General features: G+C 72.6%; 20 protein-coding genes, 3 tRNA genes and 1 pseudogene. 6 read left to right on the plus strand and 18 right to left on the minus strand.

Going from position 1 to position 24,444, the window contains the following annotated elements; all coding sequences use genetic code 11:
* Positions 1-157 precede the first annotated feature (157 nt).
* Together ASG05_RS16815 and ASG05_RS04665 are read left to right on the plus strand one after the other, a co-directional pair.
* Positions 158-343: pseudogene (locus ASG05_RS16815) on the plus strand (DUF3072 domain-containing protein); the annotation flags it as partial.
* A gap of 307 nt (positions 344-650) precedes the next feature.
* A complete protein-coding gene (locus ASG05_RS04665) occupies positions 651-1,553 on the plus strand; it encodes a UbiA family prenyltransferase (protein WP_082486364.1) in 903 nt (300 codons plus the stop codon).
* 90 nt (positions 1,554-1,643) lie between these two features.
* Here ASG05_RS04665 and ASG05_RS04670 read toward each other — a convergent pair whose 3' ends face one another.
* From ASG05_RS04670 to ASG05_RS04690, 5 genes are all read right to left on the minus strand, one after another.
* Positions 1,644-2,843, minus strand: a complete 1,200-nt coding sequence (locus ASG05_RS04670; protein WP_157490050.1) for an NAD(P)/FAD-dependent oxidoreductase — start codon at positions 2,841-2,843, stop codon at positions 1,644-1,646.
* Positions 2,830-3,657: a methyltransferase domain-containing protein gene (locus ASG05_RS04675; protein ID WP_255354541.1), complete on the minus strand. Its 828-nt coding sequence runs from the start codon at positions 3,655-3,657 to the stop codon at positions 2,830-2,832. The genes ASG05_RS04670 and ASG05_RS04675 overlap by 14 nt, the downstream gene beginning before the upstream one ends.
* Positions 3,654-4,829, minus strand: coding sequence for a type III polyketide synthase (locus tag ASG05_RS04680; protein WP_056257805.1), 1,176 nt, complete (start codon positions 4,827-4,829; stop codon positions 3,654-3,656). The genes ASG05_RS04675 and ASG05_RS04680 overlap by 4 nt, the downstream gene beginning before the upstream one ends.
* A 140-nt stretch (positions 4,830-4,969) precedes the next feature.
* Positions 4,970-5,043: transfer RNA gene (locus tag ASG05_RS04685), tRNA-Met, on the minus strand.
* A gap of 52 nt (positions 5,044-5,095) precedes the next feature.
* A tRNA-Thr gene (locus ASG05_RS04690) sits at positions 5,096-5,167 on the minus strand.
* 126 nt (positions 5,168-5,293) lie between these two features.
* Here ASG05_RS04690 and ASG05_RS04695 point away from each other — a divergent pair.
* The gene (locus tag ASG05_RS04695) at positions 5,294-5,830 is read left to right on the plus strand and encodes a 2'-5' RNA ligase family protein (protein ID WP_056257808.1); all 537 of its coding nucleotides are present in this window, start codon (positions 5,294-5,296) and stop codon (positions 5,828-5,830) included.
* Positions 5,831-5,867: 37 nt separating this feature from the next.
* Here ASG05_RS04695 and ASG05_RS04700 read toward each other — a convergent pair whose 3' ends face one another.
* Positions 5,868-6,812: an aldo/keto reductase gene (locus ASG05_RS04700; RefSeq protein WP_056257812.1), complete on the minus strand. Its 945-nt coding sequence runs from the start codon at positions 6,810-6,812 to the stop codon at positions 5,868-5,870.
* 161 nt (positions 6,813-6,973) lie between these two features.
* Here ASG05_RS04700 and ASG05_RS04705 point away from each other — a divergent pair, with 161 nt between their 5' ends.
* The gene (locus tag ASG05_RS04705) at positions 6,974-8,698 is read left to right on the plus strand and encodes a glycoside hydrolase family 13 protein (protein ID WP_082486365.1); all 1,725 of its coding nucleotides are present in this window, start codon (positions 6,974-6,976) and stop codon (positions 8,696-8,698) included.
* 101 nt (positions 8,699-8,799) lie between these two features.
* On the opposite strand, the gene ASG05_RS04710 is transcribed toward ASG05_RS04705, so the two are convergent.
* From ASG05_RS04710 to ubiE, 8 genes are all read right to left on the minus strand, one after another.
* Positions 8,800-9,906, minus strand: coding sequence for a M23 family metallopeptidase (locus ASG05_RS04710; RefSeq protein WP_056257814.1), 1,107 nt, complete (start codon positions 9,904-9,906; stop codon positions 8,800-8,802).
* Positions 9,907-10,185: 279 nt separating this feature from the next.
* Positions 10,186-10,998, minus strand: a complete 813-nt coding sequence (locus ASG05_RS04715) for an inositol monophosphatase family protein (RefSeq protein WP_056257818.1) — start codon at positions 10,996-10,998, stop codon at positions 10,186-10,188.
* A 77-nt stretch (positions 10,999-11,075) separates the two neighbouring features.
* Positions 11,076-11,157 (minus strand) — tRNA-Tyr (locus ASG05_RS04720).
* Between the two features lie 137 nt (positions 11,158-11,294).
* On the minus strand, positions 11,295-12,761 hold the full coding sequence (gene cls, locus ASG05_RS04725) for a cardiolipin synthase (protein ID WP_056257820.1): 1,467 nt from the start codon (positions 12,759-12,761) through the stop codon (positions 11,295-11,297).
* Between the two features lie 33 nt (positions 12,762-12,794).
* Positions 12,795-13,283, minus strand: coding sequence for a YajQ family cyclic di-GMP-binding protein (locus ASG05_RS04730; RefSeq protein WP_056258500.1), 489 nt, complete (start codon positions 13,281-13,283; stop codon positions 12,795-12,797).
* Positions 13,284-13,397: 114 nt separating this feature from the next.
* The gene (locus ASG05_RS04735; protein WP_056257824.1) at positions 13,398-14,780 is read right to left on the minus strand and encodes an FAD-dependent oxidoreductase; all 1,383 of its coding nucleotides are present in this window, start codon (positions 14,778-14,780) and stop codon (positions 13,398-13,400) included.
* 91 nt (positions 14,781-14,871) lie between these two features.
* Complete coding sequence (locus tag ASG05_RS04740; protein ID WP_056257825.1) at positions 14,872-16,011, minus strand: polyprenyl synthetase family protein; 1,140 nt, start codon at positions 16,009-16,011, stop codon at positions 14,872-14,874.
* Complete coding sequence (ubiE, locus tag ASG05_RS04745; protein WP_056257827.1) at positions 16,008-16,748, minus strand: bifunctional demethylmenaquinone methyltransferase/2-methoxy-6-polyprenyl-1,4-benzoquinol methylase UbiE; 741 nt, start codon at positions 16,746-16,748, stop codon at positions 16,008-16,010. Before ubiE ends, ASG05_RS04740 begins: the two co-directional genes overlap by 4 nt.
* A 52-nt stretch (positions 16,749-16,800) precedes the next feature.
* Between ubiE and ASG05_RS04750 the strand changes: the two genes are divergently transcribed.
* Complete coding sequence (locus ASG05_RS04750) at positions 16,801-18,033, plus strand: isochorismate synthase MenF (RefSeq protein WP_056257829.1); 1,233 nt, start codon at positions 16,801-16,803, stop codon at positions 18,031-18,033.
* On the plus strand, positions 18,030-19,433 hold the full coding sequence (locus ASG05_RS04755) for an MFS transporter (protein WP_056257832.1): 1,404 nt from the start codon (positions 18,030-18,032) through the stop codon (positions 19,431-19,433). Before ASG05_RS04750 ends, ASG05_RS04755 begins: the two co-directional genes overlap by 4 nt.
* A 75-nt stretch (positions 19,434-19,508) precedes the next feature.
* Here the strand turns inward: ASG05_RS04755 and ASG05_RS04760 are convergent, their stop codons facing one another.
* The 4 genes from ASG05_RS04760 to ASG05_RS04775 form a co-directional block, all read right to left on the minus strand.
* The gene (locus ASG05_RS04760) at positions 19,509-21,158 is read right to left on the minus strand and encodes a cell wall-binding repeat-containing protein (RefSeq protein ID WP_056257835.1); all 1,650 of its coding nucleotides are present in this window, start codon (positions 21,156-21,158) and stop codon (positions 19,509-19,511) included.
* A 165-nt stretch (positions 21,159-21,323) separates the two neighbouring features.
* Positions 21,324-22,175 (minus strand): PPK2 family polyphosphate kinase, encoded by an 852-nt coding sequence (locus ASG05_RS04765; protein ID WP_056257836.1) that lies wholly within the window; start codon positions 22,173-22,175, stop codon positions 21,324-21,326.
* 53 nt (positions 22,176-22,228) lie between these two features.
* The gene (menD, locus tag ASG05_RS04770) at positions 22,229-23,986 is read right to left on the minus strand and encodes a 2-succinyl-5-enolpyruvyl-6-hydroxy-3-cyclohexene-1-carboxylic-acid synthase (protein WP_056257839.1); all 1,758 of its coding nucleotides are present in this window, start codon (positions 23,984-23,986) and stop codon (positions 22,229-22,231) included.
* A complete protein-coding gene (locus tag ASG05_RS04775; RefSeq protein WP_056257842.1) occupies positions 23,987-24,346 on the minus strand; it encodes a PLD nuclease N-terminal domain-containing protein in 360 nt (119 codons plus the stop codon). It lies immediately after the preceding gene.
* Positions 24,347-24,444 lie beyond the last annotated feature (98 nt).

Below are 24,444 nucleotides of genomic sequence, written 5' to 3' on the forward strand. Positions count from 1 at the left end.
CCCCGACATCACGCCCGTCGACCCGGCAGCGGCCGAGTCCGACCAGACGACCACCACCGAGCAGACCGAGACCGAGACCGACCAGGCCGCCACGGCCCGCGAAGAGAACTCGCACCCGGCACACGGCGAGACCCTCGGCGGCGCCCGCCCCGACGCCGGCAGCACGGCCTCGAAGGACCCCGACGACTGGGTGACCGGCGACGAGCCGATCACCGGTCCGCAGAAGAGCTACCTCGACACCCTGGCTCGCGAGGCCGGCGAAGAACTGCCCGCCGACATGACCAAGGCCGAGGCCAGCGAGCACATCGACCGCCTGCAGCAGAAGACGGGCCGCGGCGCCTGACGCAGCACCCACCGGGGCTCCCAGGCCGATCTGCGAAGACCGGCCCGGGAGCCCTTCCCGTACGGCCCCGACGGACGTACACTCCAGGCACGTCTGGGATGGTAACTCGACGTGGGCACCCTCATCCGGCGCGTGCCGGTACTGATCCACCTGCACCTCGAGCGCCGAGGGTGCGACGGGGTGCATCCGAGTCCTCCCCCGACTCGGGTGCACCTCTTCGCGTCGGGCGGCACATCGCGCCGGCCAGGCGTGCCGCCCTGCCGTACCGCCTCGGCCTTCCCGTGCCGACGCCCTCTAGGGTGAGCGGATGACCTCCGACGGGCACCGCGGCCGTCCTCCCGCCGCAGGCCGGCGCGACGGGGCCGTCTCGACCGCCGTGGCCCTCCTCGGGTCGACCCACCCGGGGCCGACGGTCGTGGTGACCCTCCTCGCCGTCGTGCTGGGCGCCTCCTCGGGTCTGCCGGTGGGGCGGCTGGCCCTGCTGGCCCTGGCCGTCCTGCTCGGGCAGGCGTCGATCGGCTTCGCCAACGACTGGCTCGACGCCGGACGCGACCGCGCAGTCGGTCGCACCGACAAGCCGGTCGCGCAGGGTCGCGTGAGCGTGTCGGCCGTGCGAGCCGCCGCCGTCGGGTGCGGCCTGGCGATGCTGGTGCCCTCGTTCGCCCTGGGCTCCGCGGCGGGAACGGCACACCTCGTGCTCGTGGCCTCGGGGTGGGCCTACGACCTGGGGCTCAAGCGCACGCCCGCCTCGGTGCTGCCGTTCGTCGTGAGCTTCGGGCTGCTGCCCGCCGTGGCGACCCTCGCGGCCGCCCCGCCCGCGGCACCCGCCGCCTGGGCCGTCCTGGTCGGAGCGGTCTTCGGCGTGGCGATCCACTTCACCAACGTGCTGCCCGACCTCGACGACGACGCCCGGACCGGCATCGCGGGGCTCCCCCACCGGCTGGGGCGGACGGTCTCGGGTGTCGTCGCCTTCGCGGCCCTCGCCGTCGCCGCCGTCCTGCTGCTCGGAGGGCAGGTCGGCGGCGGCTCGTCGACGCCCGGCCTCGTCGCGGCGGTCGTCGGCACCGTCGTGACGCTCGGCATCGCGGTGGTCGGCGTGCGTCTCGTCCGCGCCGGGCGCGTCGACCGCACCCTGTTCCGGCTGATCATGGCGGCGGCGATCCTGCTGGTCGTGCAGCTCGCGCTGAGCGGCGGCACGATCGTCGCCTGAGGCCGCGCCGACACGGCGCCTCGCCGACGAGGCGACAGGCGGCAGGAGACCGGCGACCGTCGTTAGGCGTCGGGCGTCAGGCGTCAGGCGTCAGGCCCAGCGCATCGCGTAGACCGAGGCGAGCACGTGTCGGACGGGGGCGCGCAGCACGGCGCCGAGCGCCAGGTCACGGGCCCGCGCGGCAGCGGCTCCGACCGGACGACCGAGGGCGGTGTTCCACTCGGCCTGACGGGCGGCGCGGAGGGCGGCCCGCGCCCGACCGGCCTCGAACCGGTCGAACGAGCCCGGGTCGAGCGCCCGACCGCCCCGCCGTCGGAGCGCCGCCGCGAGCACGGTCTCGAGGGCCGCACCGTCGAGCCAGCCGAGGTTCATGCCCTGCCCGCCGATCGGGCTGATCTCGTGGGCGGCGTCGCCGATCAGCACCACCCGGCCGACGACCGTGCGCGTCGCCAGGCGCCGCCGGACTCCGAAGGCGCTGGTCATCGTCGTGGTCGTCGGGTCGACGGCCTCCCCCGTGCGACGGGACACGAGGGCGGCGAGCTGGTCGGCGGTCGGTGCGGGCGGCGCCGGGGCAGCCGGGGTCGACGCCCGCCGCCCGTCGGCCTCGGGCATGGTGCCGACGTGGACGACGAACCGACGCCGACCACCTGGCAACGGGAACGACTCGACGACCCCGGCCCGCTCGAGGTGGATCACGGCGTCGGGCCCGTGCCCGGTCGCGTCGGCGACGTCGCCCATGACGTAGCGGTCGGGCAGGTCGCGCGCCCGGCTGTCGACGCCCAGCGCCGCGCGGACCGCACTGCGCGTGCCGTCCGCACCGACGACGAAGCGGGCGGCGGCGACCACGGGGCCGTCGACGTCGGCCCCGTGCACCACCACGTCGTCGTCCCGCTGCTCGAGCCCCGTGAACCGGATGCCGCGTCGCAGGGCGTCGGCACGGCGATCGGCGAGCCCCCGCCGCAGCACGGCCTCGGTGGCGTCCTGCGGCACCGCCGCGACGAAGGGCCAGCGAGACGACGCCCGGTCGAAGGGCACCGCTCCGATCGTGCGGGCGCCGCTTGTGGCGATGCCCCGCCGGATGCGGACGGCCCCCTCGAGCAGGTCGTCCGCCAGGCCGAGCCGGTCGAACAGGTCGATCGAGGGCGGATGCACGCCGAGGGCGCGAGAGTGCGCAGGGTCGTCGACCCGCGCCTCCCAGACGACGGCGTCGAGACCGCGGTCCGTCAGGGCCGCCGCGAGCATGACCCCGACGGGGCCGCCGCCCACGATCAGGACGTCATGAGTCCGCACGGTGACCGCCTCCGGGCACGGCTGAAGCTTCGGGGGCGGCGGCGGCTCCCCCGGCGCGGCCACGACCCGTACCGGGCTCGTGCACCAGCAGCAGCCGGTAGGGCCGCTGCCGGACGACCCGCCACCCGGCGGGTGCCACGGCGGCGAGCTCGGGCGCGGTGAAGCTGCGACGGATCGAGAGCAGCCCGTCGACGTGCACGAACGACCGCGAGCGCCACGGGCGGGTCGCGGCCCGGTAGGCGAGGTAGGCCCCGCGTCCGCGTTCGATGTCGGCGTGCACCGCGAGCCGGGTGGCCAGGTGGGTGCTGTCGTCCAGGACGGCGGCCCGTGCCGCGTCGTCCAGGTGGTGCAGCACGTGGTTCGACACGACGACGTCGAAGGTCTCGCCCGCGGCGACGAGCTCGCTGCTCGACGCCCGCCGGAACTCGACGCCGGGCGGCGTCGGGCGCGAGGCCGAGAACGCGTGCGCCCGCGCGTCGGGGTCGACGGCGACGACGTCGAGCGCGAGACCGTCGCGACGGGCCCAGCCGGCCAGGGCTCGTGCGAGGTCGCCGCCCCCTGATCCGAGGTCGAGCAGGCGGGTCGTCCGGCTGGTCGACAACAGCGGACGCAGGCGGCGTCGGTAGACCCGCCGCCACCCCGCGACGAGCCCGTTGACGACCGGGAACGCCCGGTAGGTCGCGTTCAACAGCGTCAGGTCGCAGTCGGGGTCGTCCATCAGCTCGACGAGGTCGGTGCCGCGCCGAGACAGGTCGGGCCACCGGGGCGGCCGGTGGCCGGATGACCGGACCGAGGAGGCGCGGGTCGGGCTCACGAGACGACGCGTCGCGTCATCAGTGCGGTCTCGACGGTCAGCCCGGGGCCGAACGCCATGGCGCCGATCCGCTGGGCCGTGGGTGACGGCCCGGCGACGGCCTCGGCCCCCACCTCGGGCTCGCGGGTCGCGTCCGCGCCCGTCGGCCCCGCCAGGAGGTCACGCAGGATGAACAGCACGGTGGCGCTCGACATGTTGCCGTAGTCGCGCAGCACGGCCCGCGACGGCGCCAGCTGGTCGTCGCTGAGGCCGAGCTGCTGCTGCACGCGGTCGAGGATGCTGCGCCCGCCCGGGTGCACCGCCCAGAGGTCGACGTCGCCGACACCGACGCCCCCGGCGGTGAACAGCGGCGCGAGGGCGGAGTCGATGTGCAGCTCGATGATCTGCGGCACGTAGCTGCTCAGCACCATGTCGAACCCGAGGTCGCCGATCGTCCACGCCATGTCGGTCTCGCCGACGGGGGTCAGCACCGTCTCGAGCACGTCGAGGTCGAGGACGACGGCGCCCGCCGGTGCGGGACGCGCGGTGACGAGGGCCGCGGCGGCCCCGTCGGCGAACACGGACGACGCGACGATCGAGTCCGGGTCGTCCGAGCTGCGCAGGTGCAACGTGCAGAGTTCGGCGCAGACGACGAGCACGACCGCGTCGGGGTCGGCCAGGCAGAAGTCCCGGGCCGCGGCGAGGGCCGGGAAGGCTCCGTAGCAGCCCATGAAGCCCAGGTGGTGGCGACGCGTCGACGGCGAGAGCCCGAGGCCCCGCACCAGGAGGTAGTCGGGGCCGGGCGCGAAGAACCCGGTGCACGAGACGCTGACCACGTGCGTGACGTCGTCGGGGCCGAGGTCGGGGGCACCGGCCAGCGCGGCACGGGCTGCACCGAGGAAGAGGTCGGGCGACCGGTCGACGTAGACCTGGTTGCGCGTGCCCGTGCCGGGACGCAGGATCTCGTTCGTCGCCGCGTCGTAGAACGTGGCCTCGCCGTCACGGGGCTGCTGGTCGAGCTCGTCGACGACGGTGTGCCGCGTCTCGATGGCCGAGGCCCCGAAGGCCGCACCGACGATCCGCTGCCCGAGGCGGCTGAGGCCCGGCTGCGTCGCGAAGATCTCGCGGACGGCGTCTTGTCGGATGGTCGTCGGGGGCACGGCGGTACCGATGCTGCGGATGCTCACGGCCATGCCTCATCGTAGGCCCGGCGGCCTGACGGTGTGGACGCCTTCGGCCCGGACGACGAGACCCGGGCCGACGCGACCGGAGCCGACGCGACCGGGGCCACCGACGACGAAGGCCCGAACTCGTGAGAGATCCGGGCCTGCGGTAGCGAGGGCGGGACTTGAACCCGCGACACCACGATTATGAGCCGTGTGCTCTAACCAACTGAGCTACCCCGCCGCAGGCTGCGGGCCCTGCCGGCATCACACCGGGACGGGACCGAGACAGCCAGAGCCCCGAGTCAGGATTGAACTGACGACCCCTTCCTTACCATGGAAGTGCTCTACCACTGAGCTATCGGGGCGTGACCACTGAGCGAGCGACCGAGGTCGCTGCCGATTGGCACCAGACAAGGGTAGCAGAGCCGAGGGGGTGCTGACGCCACGTGACGCCCCGGTCCGCCGAGCCCGGTCCGGGCCAGGATCGACGGGTGCACAGCATCGAACTCCTGCTCGACCCGGCCTCGGACGCGGCCGTCCGCGACGAGTGGCGCCTCCTGACGGAGGCGGGTCTGCCGTCGCAGGGCGACCACGCCGGCACGTCGAATGCGCCGCACGTCACGCTGGTGGCGCGACCCGGCCTCGACCCGGCCGCCGACCCGCGCCTCCTGACCCTCTCGGCGGCCCTGCCGCTGTCGGCCGAGCTCGGCGCGCTGCTGCTGTTCGGGGCTCCCCCGCGCGGACTCGTGCTGGTGAGGCCGCTCGTGGTGACGCGCGAGCTGCTCGCGCTGCACGCCGACGTGCACGAGAGCCTGGGAGGCGCGGGTGACGTCCCGCACACGACCCCCGGTCGGTGGACCCCCCACGTCACGCTCGCCTCGCGCCTGACGCCCGACCAGGTGGCGCGGGCCGTCGTCGCCCTCGCCGCCGGGGACGCCCGGCCGACCCGTGCCGTGACCCTGTCGGCCCTGAGGCGGTGGGACCCCGGCACGAAGACCGTCGTGTTGCTCGGGCCGCCGGCCGGGTAGTCGGTCGCGACAGGCCGCGTCGGCCACCGACCCGGCGTCAGGCGACGGGACGCGAGACGGCCTCGAGCGACGCCAGGTCGCCCTCGGTCAGCTCGACCCGGGCCGCCTCGAGCAGGCCCTCGAGCTGGCGAGGGGTGCGGGCGCTGCCGAGCGCGCCGACGACGTTGTCGCGCGAGGCCAGCCAGGCCACGGCCACGGCCCCGGGCTCGACGTCGAGCCGCTCGGCGATCTCGACGACGACCTCGAGGGTGCCCTGGTTCTGCGGGGTGACGTAGCTGAGGGCCCTGCTGCCCCGAGGGGAGTCCCCGCGGCCCGCCTCGTGACGGTACTTGCCCGTCAAGAACCCGCTGGCGAGCGACGAGTGCGGCAGCACGGCGAGGTCGTAGTGGTCGACGATGGCCGCGACGTCGCCCTCGTACTCGCCACGGCGCACGAGGTTGTAGGCGACCTGGACGACGCGGAACGGGTGCAACCCGTCACGGGCCGCGATCTCGAGGGCCTGCCGGAGGCGCGCCCCGGTGTAGTTGGACGCCCCGGCACAGAGGATCTTGCCTTCGTCGACCAGCTCGCTGAGGGCGCCGACGGTCTCGTCGAGCGGGGTCCGGTCGTCGTCGAAGTGCGTGAAGTAGAAGTCGACGTGGTCGGTGCGCAGGCGCCGGAGCGAGGCCTCGACCGCGGTGCGGATGCTGGCGCGCGAGAGACCGGGGGCCTCGGGGTGCTGGCCGCACTTGGTGCTGAGCACGACCCGGTCGCGGTTGCCCGGACGGGCGAGCCAGCGACCGATGATCGCCTCGGACTCGCCCCCCGAGTTGCCCGGCAGCCAGGCCGAGTAGACGTCGGCCGTGTCGACGACCCGCCCGCCGTCGTCCGCGAACAGGTCCAACACCTCGAGGGCGGTGGGCGCCCCGACCGTCCAGCCGAAGACGTTCGTCCCGAGCGCGAGCGGGAACGGCCGCGTGCCGGCAGGCAGGTCGGCCGTCACGAGGTCGGTCGCAGGGTTCAGGGTCGTGCCAATCGTGTCGCAGGTGCTCGCGTGTCCGGTGCTCGCGTGCCTGGTGCTCGCGTGACTGGTGCTCGCTTCTCTGGTGCTCTGAGCAGAACCGTAGCGGATGCCGCGTCGAGGGCCTGCCGTATCGTGGCCGCATGTCCACACGAGAACCGGCCGAGACCGACACCCTGACCCCGACCGCCCCGCTCGAGGGCACCGCGACGACCTCCGGCGAGCGTGCCGAGTGGTGGCGCACGGCCGTCATCTACCAGGTCTACCCCCGGTCGTTCGCCGACCACGACGGCGACGGCGTCGGCGACCTCCCCGGCATCACCTCGCGTCTCGACGCCCTCTCCGACCTCGGCGTCGACGCCGTCTGGCTGTCGCCCTTCTACACGTCGCCCCAGCGCGACGCAGGCTACGACGTGGCCGACTACCGCGACGTCGACCCGCTGTTCGGCACGCTGGCCGACTTCGACGCGCTGCGGGCCCGGGCCACCGAGCTGGGGCTCCGGGTCATCGTCGACGTCGTGCCGAACCACACCTCGAGCGACCACGCCTGGTTCCGCGAGGCCCTGGCCGCCGAGCCCGGCTCGACCGCCCGCGCCCGCTACCTGTTCCGCGACGGCCGCGGCGCGGACGGCGAGCTGCCCCCGAACAACTGGCAGTCGATCTTCGGCGGGCCGGCCTGGTCACGCGTCACCGAGGCCGACGGCCGACCGGGCCAGTGGTACCTGCACCTGTTCGACTCGTCGCAGCCCGACCTCGACTGGACGAACCGCCGCGTCCGCGACGAGTTCGTCGACGTCCTCCGCTTCTGGCTCGACCGCGGCGTCGACGGGTTCCGGGTCGACGTCGCCCACGGCATGATCAAGGCCGAGGGGCTGCCCGACTACACGCCTCCCGCGGACTCGGGCAGCATGGGCGGCGGCCAGGGCGACACCGCCCCGCCGCCGTACTGGGGCCAAGAGGGGGTGCACGAGATCTACCGCGAGTGGAACACGGTGCTCGCCGAGTACCCGGGCGACCGGGTGCTCGTCGCCGAGGCCTGGGTCGAGCCCCTCTCGCGCCTCGCCGACTGGGTCCGCCCCGACGAGATGCAGCAGGCCTTCAACTTCGCCTACCTCGAGACGGGCTGGTCGGCTCCGGCGGTCCGAGAGGTCGTCGACGCGTCGATCGCCACGTTCTCGAGCGTCGGCGCGCCCAGCACGTGGGTGCTGAGCAACCACGACGTCGTGCGTCACGCCAGTCGGCTCGCGCTCACCGCCGACAACCCGCAGGGGCACGGCATCGGGCCGAAGAGCGAGGGGCTGCCCGTGCCCGAACTCGGGCTGGCCCGTGCGCGCGCCGCCTCGGCCCTCATGCTGGCCCTGCCGGGCAGCGCCTACCTGTACCAGGGCGAAGAACTCGGACTGCCCGAGGCCGTCGACCTGCCCGACGAGTCCCGGCAGGACCCGACCTGGTTCCGCACCGCGGGCGAGCGCTACGGTCGCGACGGCTGCCGCGTGCCGCTGCCCTGGTCGGCGGACGAGCCGGCCTTCGGGTTCAACGCGACCGGCGCCTCCTGGTTGCCGCAGCCCGCCGACTGGTCGACCTACGCCCGCGACGAGCAGCGCGGAGTCGCCGGGTCGACGCTCGAGCTCTACACGCGGGCACTGCGCCTGCGGGCCGACCACGACCTCGGCGCCGGGTCGGTGACCTGGCTCGACGGCTTCGGCCCCGACGTCGTGGCGTTCCGCAGCCAGGGCGTGACCGTCGTGGCGAACATGGGCGACGTCGCGGTCGAGCTGCCCGTCGCCGACGTGCTGCTGGCGACCATGGTGGTCGAGGGCCCGGCCCTGCCGCCCAACGCCACGGTCTGGCTCGCGACGTCGTCGTAGCGCCCGGTCGACGGCCCCGCACCGCGCCTGACGAGAAGAGCCCCACCGGTTGCACCGGTGGGGCTCTTCTCACGAGGCGGCGCCGGGCGCCGACGCCGTGGTCAGTTCGTGTTGGCCTGCAGCCAGGGGTAGGGGTCGACGGGCACGCCGCCGATGACGATCTCGAAGTGCAGGTGCGCCCCGGTGCTGTTGCCCGTGCTGCCGACCTTGCCGATGATGGTGCCGACCGTGACGGTCTGGCCCTCGGTCACCTCGACCGAGCCGGTCTGCATGTGGGCGTAGACGCTGGTGACCTTCTGGCCGTTGACGACGTGGTCGATCCAGACGTTGTTGCCGAGGGCACCCGAGGGGCCGTCGACCTTGCTGACGACGCCGTCGGCGATCGACTGGATCGGCGAGCCGGCACCCGGCACGAAGTCGAGCCCCTGGTGGAAGGTCGAGCAGAACCCGCAGTTCGCGACCTGTCGGGCGCCGAAGCCGCTGCTGATCGGCACGCCGGTCTCGAAGGGCCACTGGACGGTGCCGTCGACGTCGTTCGAGAAGGTGCTGGCACTCGTCGACGCGTACTCGGTGACGGCCTTCATCTCGGTGACCGAGTAGCCGTCGCGTGAGACGCCCGCGTCCGTGCCGTCGGTCGTGGCGGCGGCCGCGGTGTAGCTCTGCGAGTCGGTGGCCTTCTTGGCGGCGGTCTGGGTCGGGGTGTCGACGAAGAACGCGTTGGCGGGCACCGACGTGGCCACCAGCATCGACCCCGCGAAGAGCATGGCGCCGACGACGGTGACGCGCTTGGTCGTCCGGCGGAAGGTCGCGCCGGCGCTGCGAGGCGTGCGGGTGTTCGACTCGCGACCCGTGGCGGGTCGCGGTGCCCTGGCGGCACGAAGTCGACGGGCGGCGGTCGGACGGGCGGCGGACTCGGCGGCCTGGCGAGCGGCACGACGCGGGGAGAGGGGCTCGGAGGCGGCGGCGGGCGACGAGGCGAGGGCCTCGACGACGACCGGGACGGCAGGAGCCGCGGTGGTCTCGGTGCGGGCTGCAGCGCGGCGCTCGGCCTCGCGGGCCTCACGGCGGGTCAGGTAGACGGGAGCGTCGGCCACGGTGGGCTCGGTCTGGACGACACGCGTCGAACCGGTGGCCACGAGGTCGTCGGTGGCGCGACGCGACGGGGTTCCGTCGCCGTCGGGCTCGGCGATCTGTTGGTACTTCGTCACGGGTGATGGGTCCTCGGGGTGCTCGGGATCAGACGGTGGGTGCACCGTCGTCTTCACGGCCGTTGCTGGTGATCTGTGGCAGCCGCGCCAGGCCCGTCACAGGGAGGACGGACGCCGACAGGCTCATCACGCGATGATCACGGATCAGTAACGACCTCACCAGGGTAGCCGGTCGGTGAACGGATGGCTACCCGCGTTCGGGTGCCACCATGCGTTCGCGCAGGTGGAACACAGGATTTCACCCGGGTCGTCGTCGTGATCGATCACCGCCCGCAGACGTCAGATGCCGGCCTCGACGACCAGGGCGGCGAGCTCGTCGGCGATGGCCGGGGCAGCGACGAAGGTCATCGATTCGCTCGGCGCTTGGCCGACCTCGCCCCGGACGACCGCCCCCGCCTCGGCCGCCACGAGGGCGCCGGCGGCGTGGTCCCAAGGCTTGAGGCCCCGTTCGACGTAGGCGTCGACCCGCCCCGCGGCGACGGCGCAGAGGTCGAGCGAGGCCGCACCGAGGCGCCTCAGGTCGCGGACTCGTCCGACCACCCGGACCAGCGCCTCCGCGTGCTCGACGCGTCGGGCCGCGTCGTACGAGAAACCGGTGGCGAGCATCGACTGTTCGAGCGAGGCCGGTTCGTTCACGGCGAGCCGCCTGCCGTCGAGCCACGCGCCTCCGCCGAGCGACGCCGTGTAGGTCTCGCCCGACGTCGGGTTGGCGACCACCGCGGCGAGCGCCTGCCAGGTGAGCGGGTCGGGGCCGCCGTCGACGACCGCGATGCTCACGGCCCACTGCGGGATGCCGTAGACGAAGTTGACGGTGCCGTCGATCGGGTCGACGACCCAGGTCAGCCCGGTGGTCGAGGCGTCGGGTGCGCCTTCTTCGCCGAAGAAGCCGTCTCCGGGCCGCAGGGCGGCGAGGCGGTCGCGGACGAACGACTCGACCTCGCGGTCGGTGTGGGTGACGACGTCGACCGTGCTGCTCTTGGTCTCGGCGACCTCGACGCCCTCGGCTCGGCGGCGTGCCGCGAGGTCGGCGGCGTCACGGGCGACGGAGATCGCGATCTCGAGCAGCTCGGCGGGGGTCGGGGCGACGGACACGGGGCCTCCTGATGGGTCGGGTGCCCGGAAACGCAAGAACGGACTCGACGAGCGAGTCCGTTCTTGAGGGGCAACCGTGGCAAGTGAGGGATTCGAACCCCCGAAGGCTACGCCGGCTGATTTACAGTCAGATCCCTTTGGCCGCTTGGGTAACTTGCCATGCACGCCCAGCCCGTGTGATCACCGACCGGAGGCGCCAGACAAATATACAGCCTCTCGGACCCCCTCTCGACCACACCCACCCGCGGCCCCGCAGCGCCGCGCCTCCGCGACGCGGATCAAGAGGAGACGGGCGGCTACTGCACGGCCGAGGTGAGGCGGGCGACGTTGTCGAGCACCTTGGAGCGGAACGGGCGGGCGAGCCAGTCGTCGAGGAAGAGCTCACGGCTCGACTCGCGGTAGGACTGCTCGACCTCGCGCAGCCGCTCGACGAACTCGCGCCCGCGCACCATGATCGAGATCTCGAGGTTGAGGCTGAACGAGCGCATGTCCATGTTGCTCGAGCCGATGACGGCCACCTCGTCGTCGATCGAGAAGTGCTTGGCGTGCAGCACCGTCGGCGACCGGTAGAGGAAGATGCGCACGCCCGCACGCAGCAGGGCCTCGTAGTACGAGCGCTGAGCGTGGTAGACCACGGGCTGGTCGCCGATCTCGCTGACGAAGAGCTGGACCTCGAGCCCGCGCTGGGCCGCCGTGGTGATCGCGTAGAGCATCGACTCGTCGGGGACGAAGTAGGGGCTCGTGACGATGATGCGTTCTTGGGCGCTGTAGAGCAGCGAGTTGAACAGCCGCAGGTTGTTCTCGCCGTCGAAGCCCGGCCCGCTCGGCACCACCTGGCAGTCGATCGTGTCGAGCTGGTCGGCGGTGTGGACGGGGTCGGTCTCGCGGAGCAGGAGTTCGTCGGTCTCGCTGTACCAGTCCGTCACGAAGAGGGCGTTGATGCCCGCGACGATCGGCCCCTCGAAGCGCACCATGAAGTCTTTCCACTCGAGGCCGCGTCGCTTGTTCTTGCGCTTCTGGTAGCTCTTGTCGACCATGTTCTGCGACCCCGTGAAGGCGACGCGACCGTCGATCACGAGCAGCTTGCGGTGGTTGCGCAGGTCGGGCCGCTGGTACTTGCCCTGCAACGGCAGCACGGGCAGCATCAGCTGCCACTGCACGCCCATCGCGTCCAGCCTCCGTCGGGCCTTGCGGTAGCCCGGGTACCCCCGGCTGGCGATGTGGTCCATCAGCACGCGCACCGTCACGCCCCGCCGCCGGGCGTTCTCGAGCGCCACGAAGAACGGCTCGGTCGTGCGGTCGAGGCTCGTGATGTAGAACTCGGCGTGCACGTAGCGGTGCGCCCCGTCGACCGCCTCGACCATGGCCGCCATCGACTCGTCGTAGTCGGTGTGCATCCGGCCGGTGTTGCCGCCGACGAGCGGCATGGCCCCGAGGGTGCGGTTCAGCTCGACCACCGAGTCGAGCCAGGCCGGCCACGGGTGGTCACGCTTGACGCGCTCCATGCCCTCGGTGGTCTCGATGATGTACTTGTTGATCTCGCTCTGCTTCTCGCGCCGCCTGGCGGGCAGCTTCGAACTGCCGATCAGCAGGAAGAGCACGAACCCGACGTAGGGCAGCAAGAAGATGGCGAGCAGCCACGCGGTGGCCGTCTGGGGTCGCCGGTTGATCGGCACGTAGACGATCGCGAACACGCGGATCGCGATGTCGAGGACGATGCCGAGCACGGCGATCGTCGGCGCCACCCAGGCTGGTTCGACCATCGATCTGAACTCGGTGCCGTCGCCGGTCTGCCGCTAGCGGAAGTTGACGAACTGCAGGTCGACGTCGAGGTCGGCCTTCTTCAGCAACGCCATGGTCGCCTGCAGGTCGTCGCGGCTCTTCGACTGGACGCGCAGCTCGTCGCCCTGGATCTGGCTCTTGACGCCCTTGGGTGCCTCGTCACGGATGATCTTGCCGATCTTCTTCGCGGCGTCCTGCTCGATGCCCTGCTTGAGCGAGGCCTCGATGCGGTACTCCTTGCCGCTGGCGAAGGGCTCGCCCACGTCGAGGTGCTTCAGGCTGATGCTGCGCTTGATGAACTTCGACTCGAGCACGTCGAGCACGGCCTTGACCCGCTCTTCAGAGCTCGCCTTCAGCAGCAGCTTCTCGCCGCTCCAGTCGACCGAGGCGCCCACGCCCTTGAAGTCGTAGCGCTGCTCGATCTCTTTCTGGGCCTGGTGGAGGGCGTTGTCGGCCTCCATCTTGTCGACCTTGCTCACCACGTCGAAGGAACTGTCTGCCATGCCGACCAGCTTACCGACGACCACCGAGGTCGGTGACGGCAGCGCGCCTCCTCGGCTCGGTCGCCGAGGCGATCACGGGCAGCCGAGGAGGCGCGGTGACGGTGGCCGAGGCGGTCAGGCCGGCGTCGACTCCGACTCGACGGCACGCGAGACGCGGACCATCTCGTCGCGCTCGACGACCTTGACGCGGGCACGCTCGTGCTCGTGCGAGCCGCCGAGGGCGATCTCGTGCTCGTCGAGCCGGTGCCAGCCCTCGAGGTCGGTGTACTCGACGCCCCGTGACTCGAGCAGGGCGGGGATGGCCTCGTCGGACGGGTCGGCGGGCTGCCACCAGCTGGCCTGGTCGTTGATGAGGTGCTTGACGGTCTCCATCGCGTCGCTCTTCGTGTGACCGATGAGGCCGACCGGCCCACGCTTGATCCACCCGGTGGCGTAGACGCCGGGGACGATCTGGTTGTCGTCGTCCATCACCTGGCCTTCGTGGTTCGGGATAACGCCGCGACGCTCGTCGAACGGGATGCCGTCGAGCGGCGAGCCGAAGTAGCCGACCGCCCGGTAGATCGCCTGGATCGGCACGTCGCGCAGCTCGCCCGTGCCCTCGACGCCGCCCTGGCCGTCGGGGCGGGTGCGCTCGTACCGGAAGGCCGCCACACGGCCCTCGGCGTCGCCGACGACCTCGACGGGCTTGGCGTAGAAGTGCAGGTGCAGGCGGCGCGAGGCCGTGCCGACCTCGCGCTGACGCCACTGGTTCAGCACCTTGTCGATGACGAAGACCTGCTTGTTGGTCGCGATGGCCGTCTTCGAGGCCTCGTCGTGGTCGAAGTCCTCGTCGTAGACGATCATGTCGACGTCGCGCACCTCGCCGAGCTCGCGCAGTTCGAGCGGGGTGAACTTCACCTGGGCCGGACCGCGGCGACCGAAGACGTGGACGTCGGTGATCGAGGACTGCTTGAGCCCCTCGTAGACGTTGTCGGGGATCTCGGTGGGCAGCAGGTCGTCCGCGTGCTTGGCCAGGATGCGCGAGACGTCGAGGGCCACGTTGCCGACGCCGACGACCGCGACCGAGGTGGCGTCGAGCGGCCAGGTCCGCGGGAAGTCGGGGTGGCCGTCGAACCAGCTGACGAAGTCGGCGGCGCCGTAGCTGCCCTCGAGCTCGATGCCGGGGATGTCGAGGTCGGCGTCCTTGATGGCGCCGGTCGAGAAGATCACCGCGTTGTAGTGCTTGCGCAGGTCGTCCAGGCCGATGTCGACGCCGTAGCGGACGTTGCCGAAGACGCGGATGTCGCCGCTGTCGAGCACGTCGCGCAGGGCGTTGACGATGCCCTTGATGCGCGGGTGGTCGGGAGCCACGCCGTACCGCACGAGACCGTAGGGGGCGGGCAGCTGCTCGAAGAGGTCGATCGAGACGTCGAAGGCCTTCTCGGCCTTCGCGAGGATGTCGGCGGCGTAGATGCCGGCCGGGCCGGCGCCGACGATGGCCAGTCGCAAGGTGGTCACGGATGCTCCCTAGTTCTGGGGTGGCTCGGCGAGGCCGGCCGGTTGGACGATGGTGCTCGAGGTCGTGCGGGACGAGGAGGCGCGGCGCCGGTCAGGCGGACCGCTCGACCACGCGGTCGGCGAAGCGGGTGAGCGCCTTCTTGACCGGGCCGTCGGGCAGCGGCGACAACGCGTCGAGGGCCTCGCGGGCCCACCGGTGCGCCTCGACGCGGGTGCGTTCGGTGACGTCGTGCTCGCGGACGCGACGCACGAGGTCGGCGAACTCGGCGTCGAGGTGGGAGGTCGCGTCGGCGATCGGAGCCACGGGACCGCCCTCGGCGGCCGGGTCGAGCCCCGACCGCTGAGCCGCGGCACGCGTGGCGTCGACGATCCGGTCGATCTCGGACAACAACGACGACGCCTCGAGGTCGGTCCGGGCCAGCTGGCGCAGGTAGAGCACCGGCAGCGTCACGACGCCCGCCCGCAGGTCGGTGCCGGCCTTCTTGCCGGTCTCGGCGGGCTGGTCGGACAGGTCGATGACGTCGTCGATCAGCTGGAACGCGATGCCGATCTTCTCGCCGAACTCGGCGACGGGGGCGAGGTACTCGCGCGGCGCCCCGCTGAACATCACGCCGGCGCGGGCCGCGGTCGAGATGAGCGACCCGGTCTTGTCGGCGAGGACGTCGAGGTAGTGCGCGATCGGGTCGTCGCCCTCGCGGGGGCCGACGGTCTCGTGCAGCTGACCGAGGCAGAGCCGCTCGAAGGTCTCGGCCTGCAGCAGGATCGCCTCTTGGCCGAGTCCCGACACGATCGTGCTGGCCCGGGCGAACAGCAGGTCGCCCGCCAGGATGGCGACGTTGTTGCCCCACACGGTCTGGGCGCTGGGGACGCCGCGACGCATCTGCGCCTCGTCCATGACGTCGTCGTGGTAGAGCGACGCGAGGTGCGTGATCTCGGTGGCCTGGGCCGAGGCCACGATGCCGGGCGTCGCCCCGTCGCCCAGCTGGGCGATCAAGAGCGTCAGCGTCGGGCGGACGCGCTTGCCGCCCGCGGCGAGCAGGTACCGCGTCGTGGCGTCGGCGATGTCGTCGGCGAAGGCGATCTCGCGCAGGAGCCCCGCCTCGACGAGTTCGAGCCCGTCGTCGACGGCCGCCACGAACCGACGCTCGGTCGGCGTCGCGAAGAGCTTCTCGCCGAGACCGAGCGACCGGCCCAGCGAGTTGCGCTGCGTGGGAGGCGCCCCGGCGTTCACGAGGTCGTCCGCTTCGACCGCGAGGAGGCGCGCGCGGCCCCCGGCGCCGGCTTGCGCCCGCGGTGCAGGGCGACGATGCCCAGGCTGAGGTTGCGGTGGGCGACCCGGGTGAACCCGGCGCCGCGGATCCACTGGCTGAGGACCTGCTGCTCGGGCCACTGCTCGATCGACTCGGCGAGGTAGGAGTACGCCGGGCCGTTGCTGCTGGTGAGCTTGGCGATGAGGGGCATGCCGTACCGGAGGTAGGCCCGGTAGGCGGCGCGCAGCAGACCGAACGGAGGCGTCGAGAACTCGCAGACCACGAGCCGGCCGCCGGGCTTGAGCACGCGGTTCATCTCGGCGAGGGCCACCTTCGGCCGGTTGACGTTGCGCAGGCCGAACGAGATCGTGACGGCGTCGAACGTGTCGTCGTCGAAGGGCAGCGACTCGGCGTTGCCCTCGACGAACTCGAGCTCGGGGTGGCGTTCGCGACCGACTTCGACCATGCCCTTCGAGAAGTCGAGTGCGATCACCTCGGCACCCCGCTGGGCGATGGCCGCCGAGCTCGTGCCGGTGCCCGCCGCGATGTCGAGCACCTTGTCGGCCGGGCCCGCGCCGACGGCCTTGACGGTGGCGATGCGCCACAGCACGGCGTTGCCCGCCGAGAGCACGTCGTTCGTGCGGTCGTAACGGCGCGCGACGCCGTCGAACATCGAGGCGACCTCGTCGGGTTGCTTGTTCATGTCGGCCTTGGTCACGATGGTCGATCCTACCGTCAAGCACTGGGGGTGTCCCGAGTAGGGTCGACGGGTGAACTCCCCCGCGTTCAGCGCTCCGTCCCTCGCCGTCCGCACCACCCGCATCGACCACATCAGCCCCCTCCTCGACGTCGTCGACCGGGCCCGTCCGTTGGTCTTCGTCCGCGGCGGGGCGGGCATGGCGGGCGTCGGCGAAGCCTTGCGACTCGAGTTCTCGGGCCCCGACCGGATGACCGAGGCGGCCGACGCCTGGCGTGCCGTCGCGGCGGCGGCCACCGTCGACGACGAGGTCGGCGTCCCGGGCTCCGGGCTGGTCGCCTTCGGCTCGTTCGCCTTCGACGACGAGTCGGCCGAGAAGAGCGTCCTGATCGTCCCGAGCATCGTGATCGGGCGGCGTGACGGCGTCGCCTGGATCACGCGGGTCGACGGGGCCGAGCTGCCCGCCGGGAAGCCGGTGGGCGCCTCCGTCCGTCTCTCGCTGGTCGACGGAGCCCTCGGCGCCGACGACTACGCGGAGGCCGTGGCCGGGGCGGTGCGCGCCATCGGCGACGGTCGCGTCAGCAAGGTCGTCCTCGCGCGCGACCTCGTCGGCACGCTCCCGGCCGAGGCCGACCTCCGCCTCGTCGCGGCCACCCTGCTGACCGCCTACCCCGACTGCTACGCCTTCGCGGTCGACGGGTTGATCGGGGCCAGCCCCGAGACGCTCGTCAAGTCCGAACGCGGCGTGGTGTCGGCGCGCGTGCTCGCCGGCAGCGCCGCCCGGGGCGTCGACGCCGTGACCGACGAGCAGGCCGCGCTGGCCCTCGCGACGTCCCCGAAAGACCTCGACGAGCACGCGTTCGCCCTGCGCAGCCTGCTGTTGTCGCTCGGGCCGCACGCCCGCGACGTCGTGACCGGCGAACAGCCCTTCACCCTGCGCCTGCCCAACCTCTGGCACCTCGCCAGCGACGTGCGCGGACGCCTCACCGACGGCTCGAGCTCGCTCGACCTCATCGCGTCGCTGCACCCGACGGCGGCCGTGGCCGGCACCCCGACGACGGAGGCGCTGGCCCTGATCCGTGAACTCGAACCGTTCGACCGTGGTCGCTACGCCGGGCCGGTCGGCTGGGTCGGTGCCGACGGCGACGGCGAGTGGGCGATCGCGCTCCGATGCGCGCAGGTCGACCCGGACGGCTCGGTGCGGGCCTTCGCCGGCGCGGGCGTGGTCGCCGAGTCGGTGCCCGAGCGCGAGGTGGCCGAGACGGCGATGAAGTTCCGCCCCGTGGTCGACGCCTTCAGCCGATGACTGCCCCGGCGACGTCGTGGTCGCGCCCGGTCGCACTCGTCGTGGCGGCCGCGTTCTTCATGGAGAACCTCGACGCGACCATCTTGTCGACGGCCACCGCGACGATCGCGGACGACTTCGGGGTGCAGCCCGCGCAGCTCGGGCTGGCCGTGACGGGCTACCTCGTCGCCGTCGCCGCGTTCATCCCGTTGGGCGCCTGGCTCGCCGAGCGGTGGGGTGCCCGCCGGGTGTTCCTGGCCGCGGTCGTGCTCTTCACCCTGGCCTCGGTGGCCTGTGCGGCGAGCACCGACCTCGTCACGTTGACGTCGTCGCGCGTCGTGCAGGGCTTCGCGGGCAGCATGATGGTGCCCATCGGCCGGTTGATCGTGCTGCGCAGCACCGAGAAGTCCGAGCTGATCCGGGCCATCGCCTACCTCACCTGGCCCGCCCTCGTCGCCCCGGTGGTCGCCCCGCTGCTCGGCGGGCTGCTCACCGAACACCTCGGCTGGCAGTGGGTGTTCCTCGCGAACGTGCCGGTCGGCGCCGCGCTGCTCGTCGCGGCCTGGCGGGTCGTGCCCTCGCCCGGGGTCGGCGACCGACAGCCGCTCGACCTGGTCGGCCTGACGCTCGTGGCCGCGTCGATCGTGTCGCTCGTGCTCGCCTTCGAATTGCTCGGCGAACCCAGGACGCTCGCGCCGGGGGCGCTGCTGGCCGTCGCTGCGGTCGTGCTCGGGTTCGTCGCGGTGCGGTGGTTCCGTCGGGCGCCGCACCCCCTGCTCGACCTGGCGGCGTTCCGCATCGGGTCGTTCCGCGTGACGAACCTCAGCGGCTCGCTCTACCGCGCCGTGGTCAACGGCATCCCCTTCGTCGTGCCCCTGTTGCTGCAGGACGGCTTCGGCTGGTCGCCGGTCGAGGCCGGCCTGATGCTCATGTGGGTCTTCGTCGGCAACCTGGCGGTGAAGCCGTTCACCACGCCGTTGCTGCACCGCTTCCGCATCGTCCCGATCATCGTCGTCGCGACGGTCGCCCTCGCGGCGACCTTCGTGGCGGCCGCGCTCGTCCGGCCCGACACGTCCCCGGTGGTCGTCGCGGTCGTGCTGCTGCTGAGCGGCGTCTTCCGGTCGGTGGGCTTCACGGCCTACAACACGTTGCAGTTCGCCGACGTGCCGGCACCGATGATCGGCCCGGCCAACGCCATCGCGTCGATCACGAGCCAACTCGCCGTCGGGCTCGGCGTCGCCGCCACCGCCCTGGCCGTCCGCGTCGCCGACGTCGTCGCCTCGGCCGACGGACAGGCGTCCGCGGCGACCGGGTACCAGGCGGCGCTGATCGTGCTGGCCGTGCTGGCCCTGCTCAGCGTCGTCGAGGGGCTCCGGCTGCCCAAGGGGACGGGCGACGCGTTGCGGACCCGCGCCTCCTAGGGTCCGCCTCGGCGCCGGCGGCCGGAGGACGGCCGCTCGAGGCACCGGACGGCGGACGGGGCCACCGCCGGGTCGTCACCCGCATCGGGTCGAGAGGCCCTCCACTCCGGCGCCCAGGGAGGCAGTGCCGCCCACGAGCACGACGTCGAACGCCGCACCGTCGAGCACGGCGCGGCGGACCCCCTCGGGGACGCAGGACTGCTCGCTGAGGTACAGCGGAGCCCCGGCGCGGGCCGCCGCCGCGCCGGCCACGAGGGCGTCCGCGAAGCCCAGTCCGCTGGTCACGAAGGCCGTCTCGCCCGGGCCGAAGCTCGCGTTGACGGCGACGGCGGTCGCGAAACGGTCCGGGCCTGCGTAGCGCTCGTTCCACGAGAGGGACAGGAGCGAGTACTGGAACTTCTGGCTGACGGCCTCGTACCCGCCCACGATCGCCACGGGAGGTGCGCCGAGCGTCGTGACGAGGTCTCGGGTCGGCGCGTCGACGTCGGGGGCCGTCCCGCGGACGAGCACCACCGGGCCACCGTCCCGGACGGCTGCAGGGCCCGCGGACAACGCATCGGCGAAGTTCGACCCGGTGGCGACGAAGATGCGCTCCGCTCCGTCGGAGAACGCCGAGCGTGCCACCAGACGGGACGTCTCGTATCGGTCGGCACCCGCGATCCGTTCGACGGACGGCTGGAGGGAGGCGAGATCGCGGAAGACGGACGCCGAGATGGCGGCCTCGCCACCGACCACGACGATGTGATCGGGCGACAGCCGAAGGATCTCGTCGCGGACGGCGGTCGGGATCGTGTCTCGGTCGACCAGGAGCAGGGCACCCTCCTGACGTGCGGCTGCGGGCCCGGCGCTGAGGGCGTCCGGGAAGTCCCTGCCGCTCGCGACGTACAGGACCGGCACCTCGGGGGTCGTGCCGCCGACGTCGGGGAAGCCCCACGTCGACGACGACATGGCGGCGCTCGTGGCGTACCGGTCGGCGCCCGCGATCCGCCGAGAGGCGACCGCGCGCTCCGGCAGCACGACGTCGAGGTTCGACACGGTCCCGCCAGGAGTGAGGATCACGTCGCGAGCCTCGCCGAAGCGTCGACCCGACGGCCAATAGACCGTCTCGTTCGTCCGCGTCGTGTCGTACGCCCCGAACGACAGGCGATAGGTGCCGGCCGGGAGGTACCCGAAGCGCCACGCCCCGGTCTCCGACGGATAGGCGACTTCGTAGTGGCGGAACGTGCCCGTCAGTGGTTCGAGGTAGAAGATCTCGACCCGGGATCCCGAGGCCCTGGTCTCGACGCCGTTCACGATGGCGCGGAACGTCCCCGAGAACGTGCCGGACAGGGCGAGCACGAGATCCGACGCCACGGCGGCGGAGCCGGCGGCCGGCACGACGACGGCCGTCTGCACGGACCGCACGTAGATCGAGGGGAAGGACAGGTTGAGGCGGACGGTGTACGTGCCGGGCACGAGGCCCGAGAAGGTGTAGGTGCCGTCCGGACGGCGGTCGAGCGGTGCGGTCACCGCGGCCCCCGTCGGCCTGAGGGAGAGCACGAGCGTGCCACCCGTCATGGGGATCGTCCCGCCGTCCGCGGTCTGACCCAGCACTCGGCCCGAGATGGAGGAGGTCGCGGGCACGTCGGCCCGGGCGCTGGCGGGAACGACCGCGACGAACGCGACCAGAGCAAGGACGATCATCGCCACGACGATCAGGAGGAACGGGCGGCGCGTCAAGAGCATGAGGCATTGTCATGGATCGGCGCCTCCAGGGACAACCACACGTACCCCGTACTGACTGGTTCGGAACCCTTCCGTGTCCCTCGGAACGGAACCGAGGAGCCTTCTGAGCCGCGAGATCGTCCCCCGAGGCCCGTCAGCGGTGACGTCGGCGCGGGCTGCGCAGCCCTACGACGTCGCGAGCTTCGTCTTCTCGAGGTCGACGTCGAACTGCGCGGCGGGCCAGTCGAGGCCCCGCGACGCGAGGGCGTCGATCAGCAGCTTCTGGACGGCCACCCGGGCGTACCACTTGCGGTCGGCGGGGACGACGAACCACGGGGCGGTCTCGGTCGAGGTGCGACGGATCGCGGTCTCGTAGGCCTCTTGGTAGTCGTCCCAGACGAGGCGCTCCTCGAGGTCGCCCGGGTTGTACTTCCAGTGCTTCTCGGGGCGATCGAGACGGTCGGCGAGGCGCTCCTTCTGCTCGTCCGACGAGATGTGCAGCATCACCTTGACGAGCGTGGTGCCGTTCGCGACGAGCTCGTCCTCGAAGGCCACGATGTCGGCGTACCGCTGCTCGATCTCTTCGGGCGGGGCGAGGCGTCGCACCTTGCCGATCAGGACGTCCTCGTAGTGCGACCGGTCGAAGACGCCGATCATGCCGGGGCCGGGCAGCTCACGACGCACCCGCCACAGGAAGTCGTGGGCGAGCTCGTCGGGGGTCGGCGCCTTGAACGCGTGGTGGGCCACGCCCTGCGGGTCGACGGCCCCGACGACGTGACGCACGATGCCGCCCTTGCCCGCGGTGTCGGTCGCCTGGAGCACGAGCAGCACGTTGCCCGTGCTGCCGCCGCTGCGGCTCTGGGCGAACAGCTTCTCCTGCAGCTCGCCGAGCGTCTCGCGCCCCGACTCGAGCACCTGCTGCGAGTACGACTTGTCGCCCTCGAATCCGGGTGTCGACGAGGTGTCCACGTCGGCGAGGACGAAGCCCTCGCCGGCTCGGAGGGACTGGGAGGGCGGGGTCGTCCACGTCTTGGCCATGCCCCCGACCCTACGACCGGTCGCGCTGCCGCGCCGCGTCGTGGGGCGGACGGTCAGCGAGCGAGCGGCACCTCGATCAGCACCGGGCCGTCGTACCGGGCCACGAGGGCCCGGTCGAGCTCGGCCCGGGTGGCCGCCTCGACGTGCTGCCAGCCGTAGGCGCGGGCGAGCGAGGCCAGGTCGACGTCGTGCGGCGTGAACTGCACGCGGGTCATCGCCTCGGCCGACGCCGTCGCCGCCACCTCGAGCCCGTCGAAGATGGTGCCGCCGCCGTCGTTGCCGACGACGACCTGCAGTCGCGGACGCGTCTCGCCGAGGCCCAGCAGCAGCGACCCGACGTCGTGCAGCAGGGTCAGGTCGCCCACCAGGACGCGGGTCGTGCCCGCGGCGGGGTCGTCTCGCTGGCTGGCCAGCGCGATGCCGGTGGCGGTCGCGACGGTGCCGTCGATGCCCGCGAGGCCCCGGTTGGCGTGGACCGGGATCTTCTTGCCCGGCACGACCTGGTCGAGCTCTCGGATCAGCCGGGACGCCCCGAGCACGAGCCGGTCGTGCGGCCAGCTCACGCGCCAGAGGGCGTCGGCCAGGGCACGGCGCGTGACCGGCCGCCGCAGCAGCTGCACCTCGCGTCGCAAGAACTCGGCGCGCTCGGCGGCCTCGCTCCGGTCACCCGCCGCGTCGTCGTCTGCGCCGGTCTCGGCCGGCCCGTCGACCCCGCCCTCGGCCTCGGCCTCGACTCCGGCCTCGAGCAGTCGGCGGCCCGTGTGCACCCAGCGTCCGACCCAGGCCCGGTGAGCCGGGTCGTGGGGCGAACCTGCCCCCGAGGAGGCGCGGGTCGCCTCGACGGCCTCGACGACGCGGGCCGAGCGGCTCGGGTCGTACGCCTCGGCCCCGGCTGCCCGGACGACGACGACCTCGACACCCTCTCGCGTCAGCACGGCGGGGACCTGACGGCTGAGCGTCGGGTGCCCGAACACGACCACGCGGCGGACCCGACCGCCGAAGTCGGCGTCGTCGAGCAGGGCGCGGTAGGACGACACGAGGTGCGGGCCGAAGCGTGCGCCGCTGGACACCTCGGCCACGAGAGGCGCACCGAGCGCCCTCGCCAGCGCCTCGGCCTCGGGGCCGGCGGCGTGGCCGGCGACGACCAGGGTCGCGGGCTCCGAGTCGACCTCGAGAGGGGTCGGCGCCACCGCGGGCGGCGGCCGGACGGCCTCGGGCTGGGCGGGGGGCAGCGTCTGCTCGCCCGACGAGAGGGGCTCTCGGAACGCCACGTTCACCTGGACCGGCCCCCGCGACCGGGCGAGCGGACCGTGCGAGTCGCCGCCCAGGGCCTCGGCCACGGCGTCACGGGCCAGGGACCGGACGGCCTCGTGGTCGACCGGCCCGCGGCGGGGTGCCTCGACGTCGCGCACCCAGCCCACGGCCGTGGCGAAGAGCCCTGGCTGGACGGTGGTCTGGTTCGACCCGATGCCCCGCATCTCGACCGGACGGTCGGCGCTGAGCACGATCATCGGCACGCCGGAGTGGTGGGCCTCGAGGACGGCGGGGTGGAGGTTCGCCACGGCGGTGCCCGACGTGGTGACGACGACGGTCGGCACGCCGGTCTCGGCCGACAGGCCGAGGGCGAGGAAGCCCCCGGACCGCTCGTCGATGCGGACGTGCAACGTCAGCCGCCCGGCACCCTCGAACTCGGCCGCCGCCAGGGCCAGCGCCTGGCTGCGTGACCCGGGGCTGAGGACGACGTCGCGGACCCCCGCGTCGACCAGGGCCCCGAGCAGCGACAGGGCGTACTCGGTCGAGGGGCTGGCCACTTACTGCTTGCCGGTCTTGTCGTCGTTGTCGAGGTCGAGCAGTTCTTGCTCGAGCCGACGGATGCGCTCGTCGGTCGTCTCGCGGTCGAGGTCGCTCGTCGTGCGCCAGGACGACCCCGAGAACTCGGGATCGTCGTCGGGCGCGATGGTGCGCGGCGCCGCCGGACGGCCGTTCTTGCGGGCCCGGCCGAGGACGAACCAGAGCACCGCGCCGATGACGGGCAGGAGGACGATGATGAGGGCCCAGAGGGGCTTGTTCAACGCGCGGAACCGCGAGGCGTCTGCGAACAGGCAGTCGATGAGCGCGAAGATGACGAACGCTGCCGCGGCGACGATGCCCACGATGAAGAGCCTGACCATGAGCCGATCCTAGGTCTCGATCCGGTGCAACGCCTGATGGTGGCGCGGGCGTTGCCGAGCTGTGACGTGCCGCACGGGACGGCGCCTCACCGCGCCTC

Source organism: Frigoribacterium sp. Leaf186 (assembly GCF_001423905.1).
Classification (GTDB): Bacteria; Actinomycetota; Actinomycetes; order Actinomycetales; family Microbacteriaceae; genus Frigoribacterium.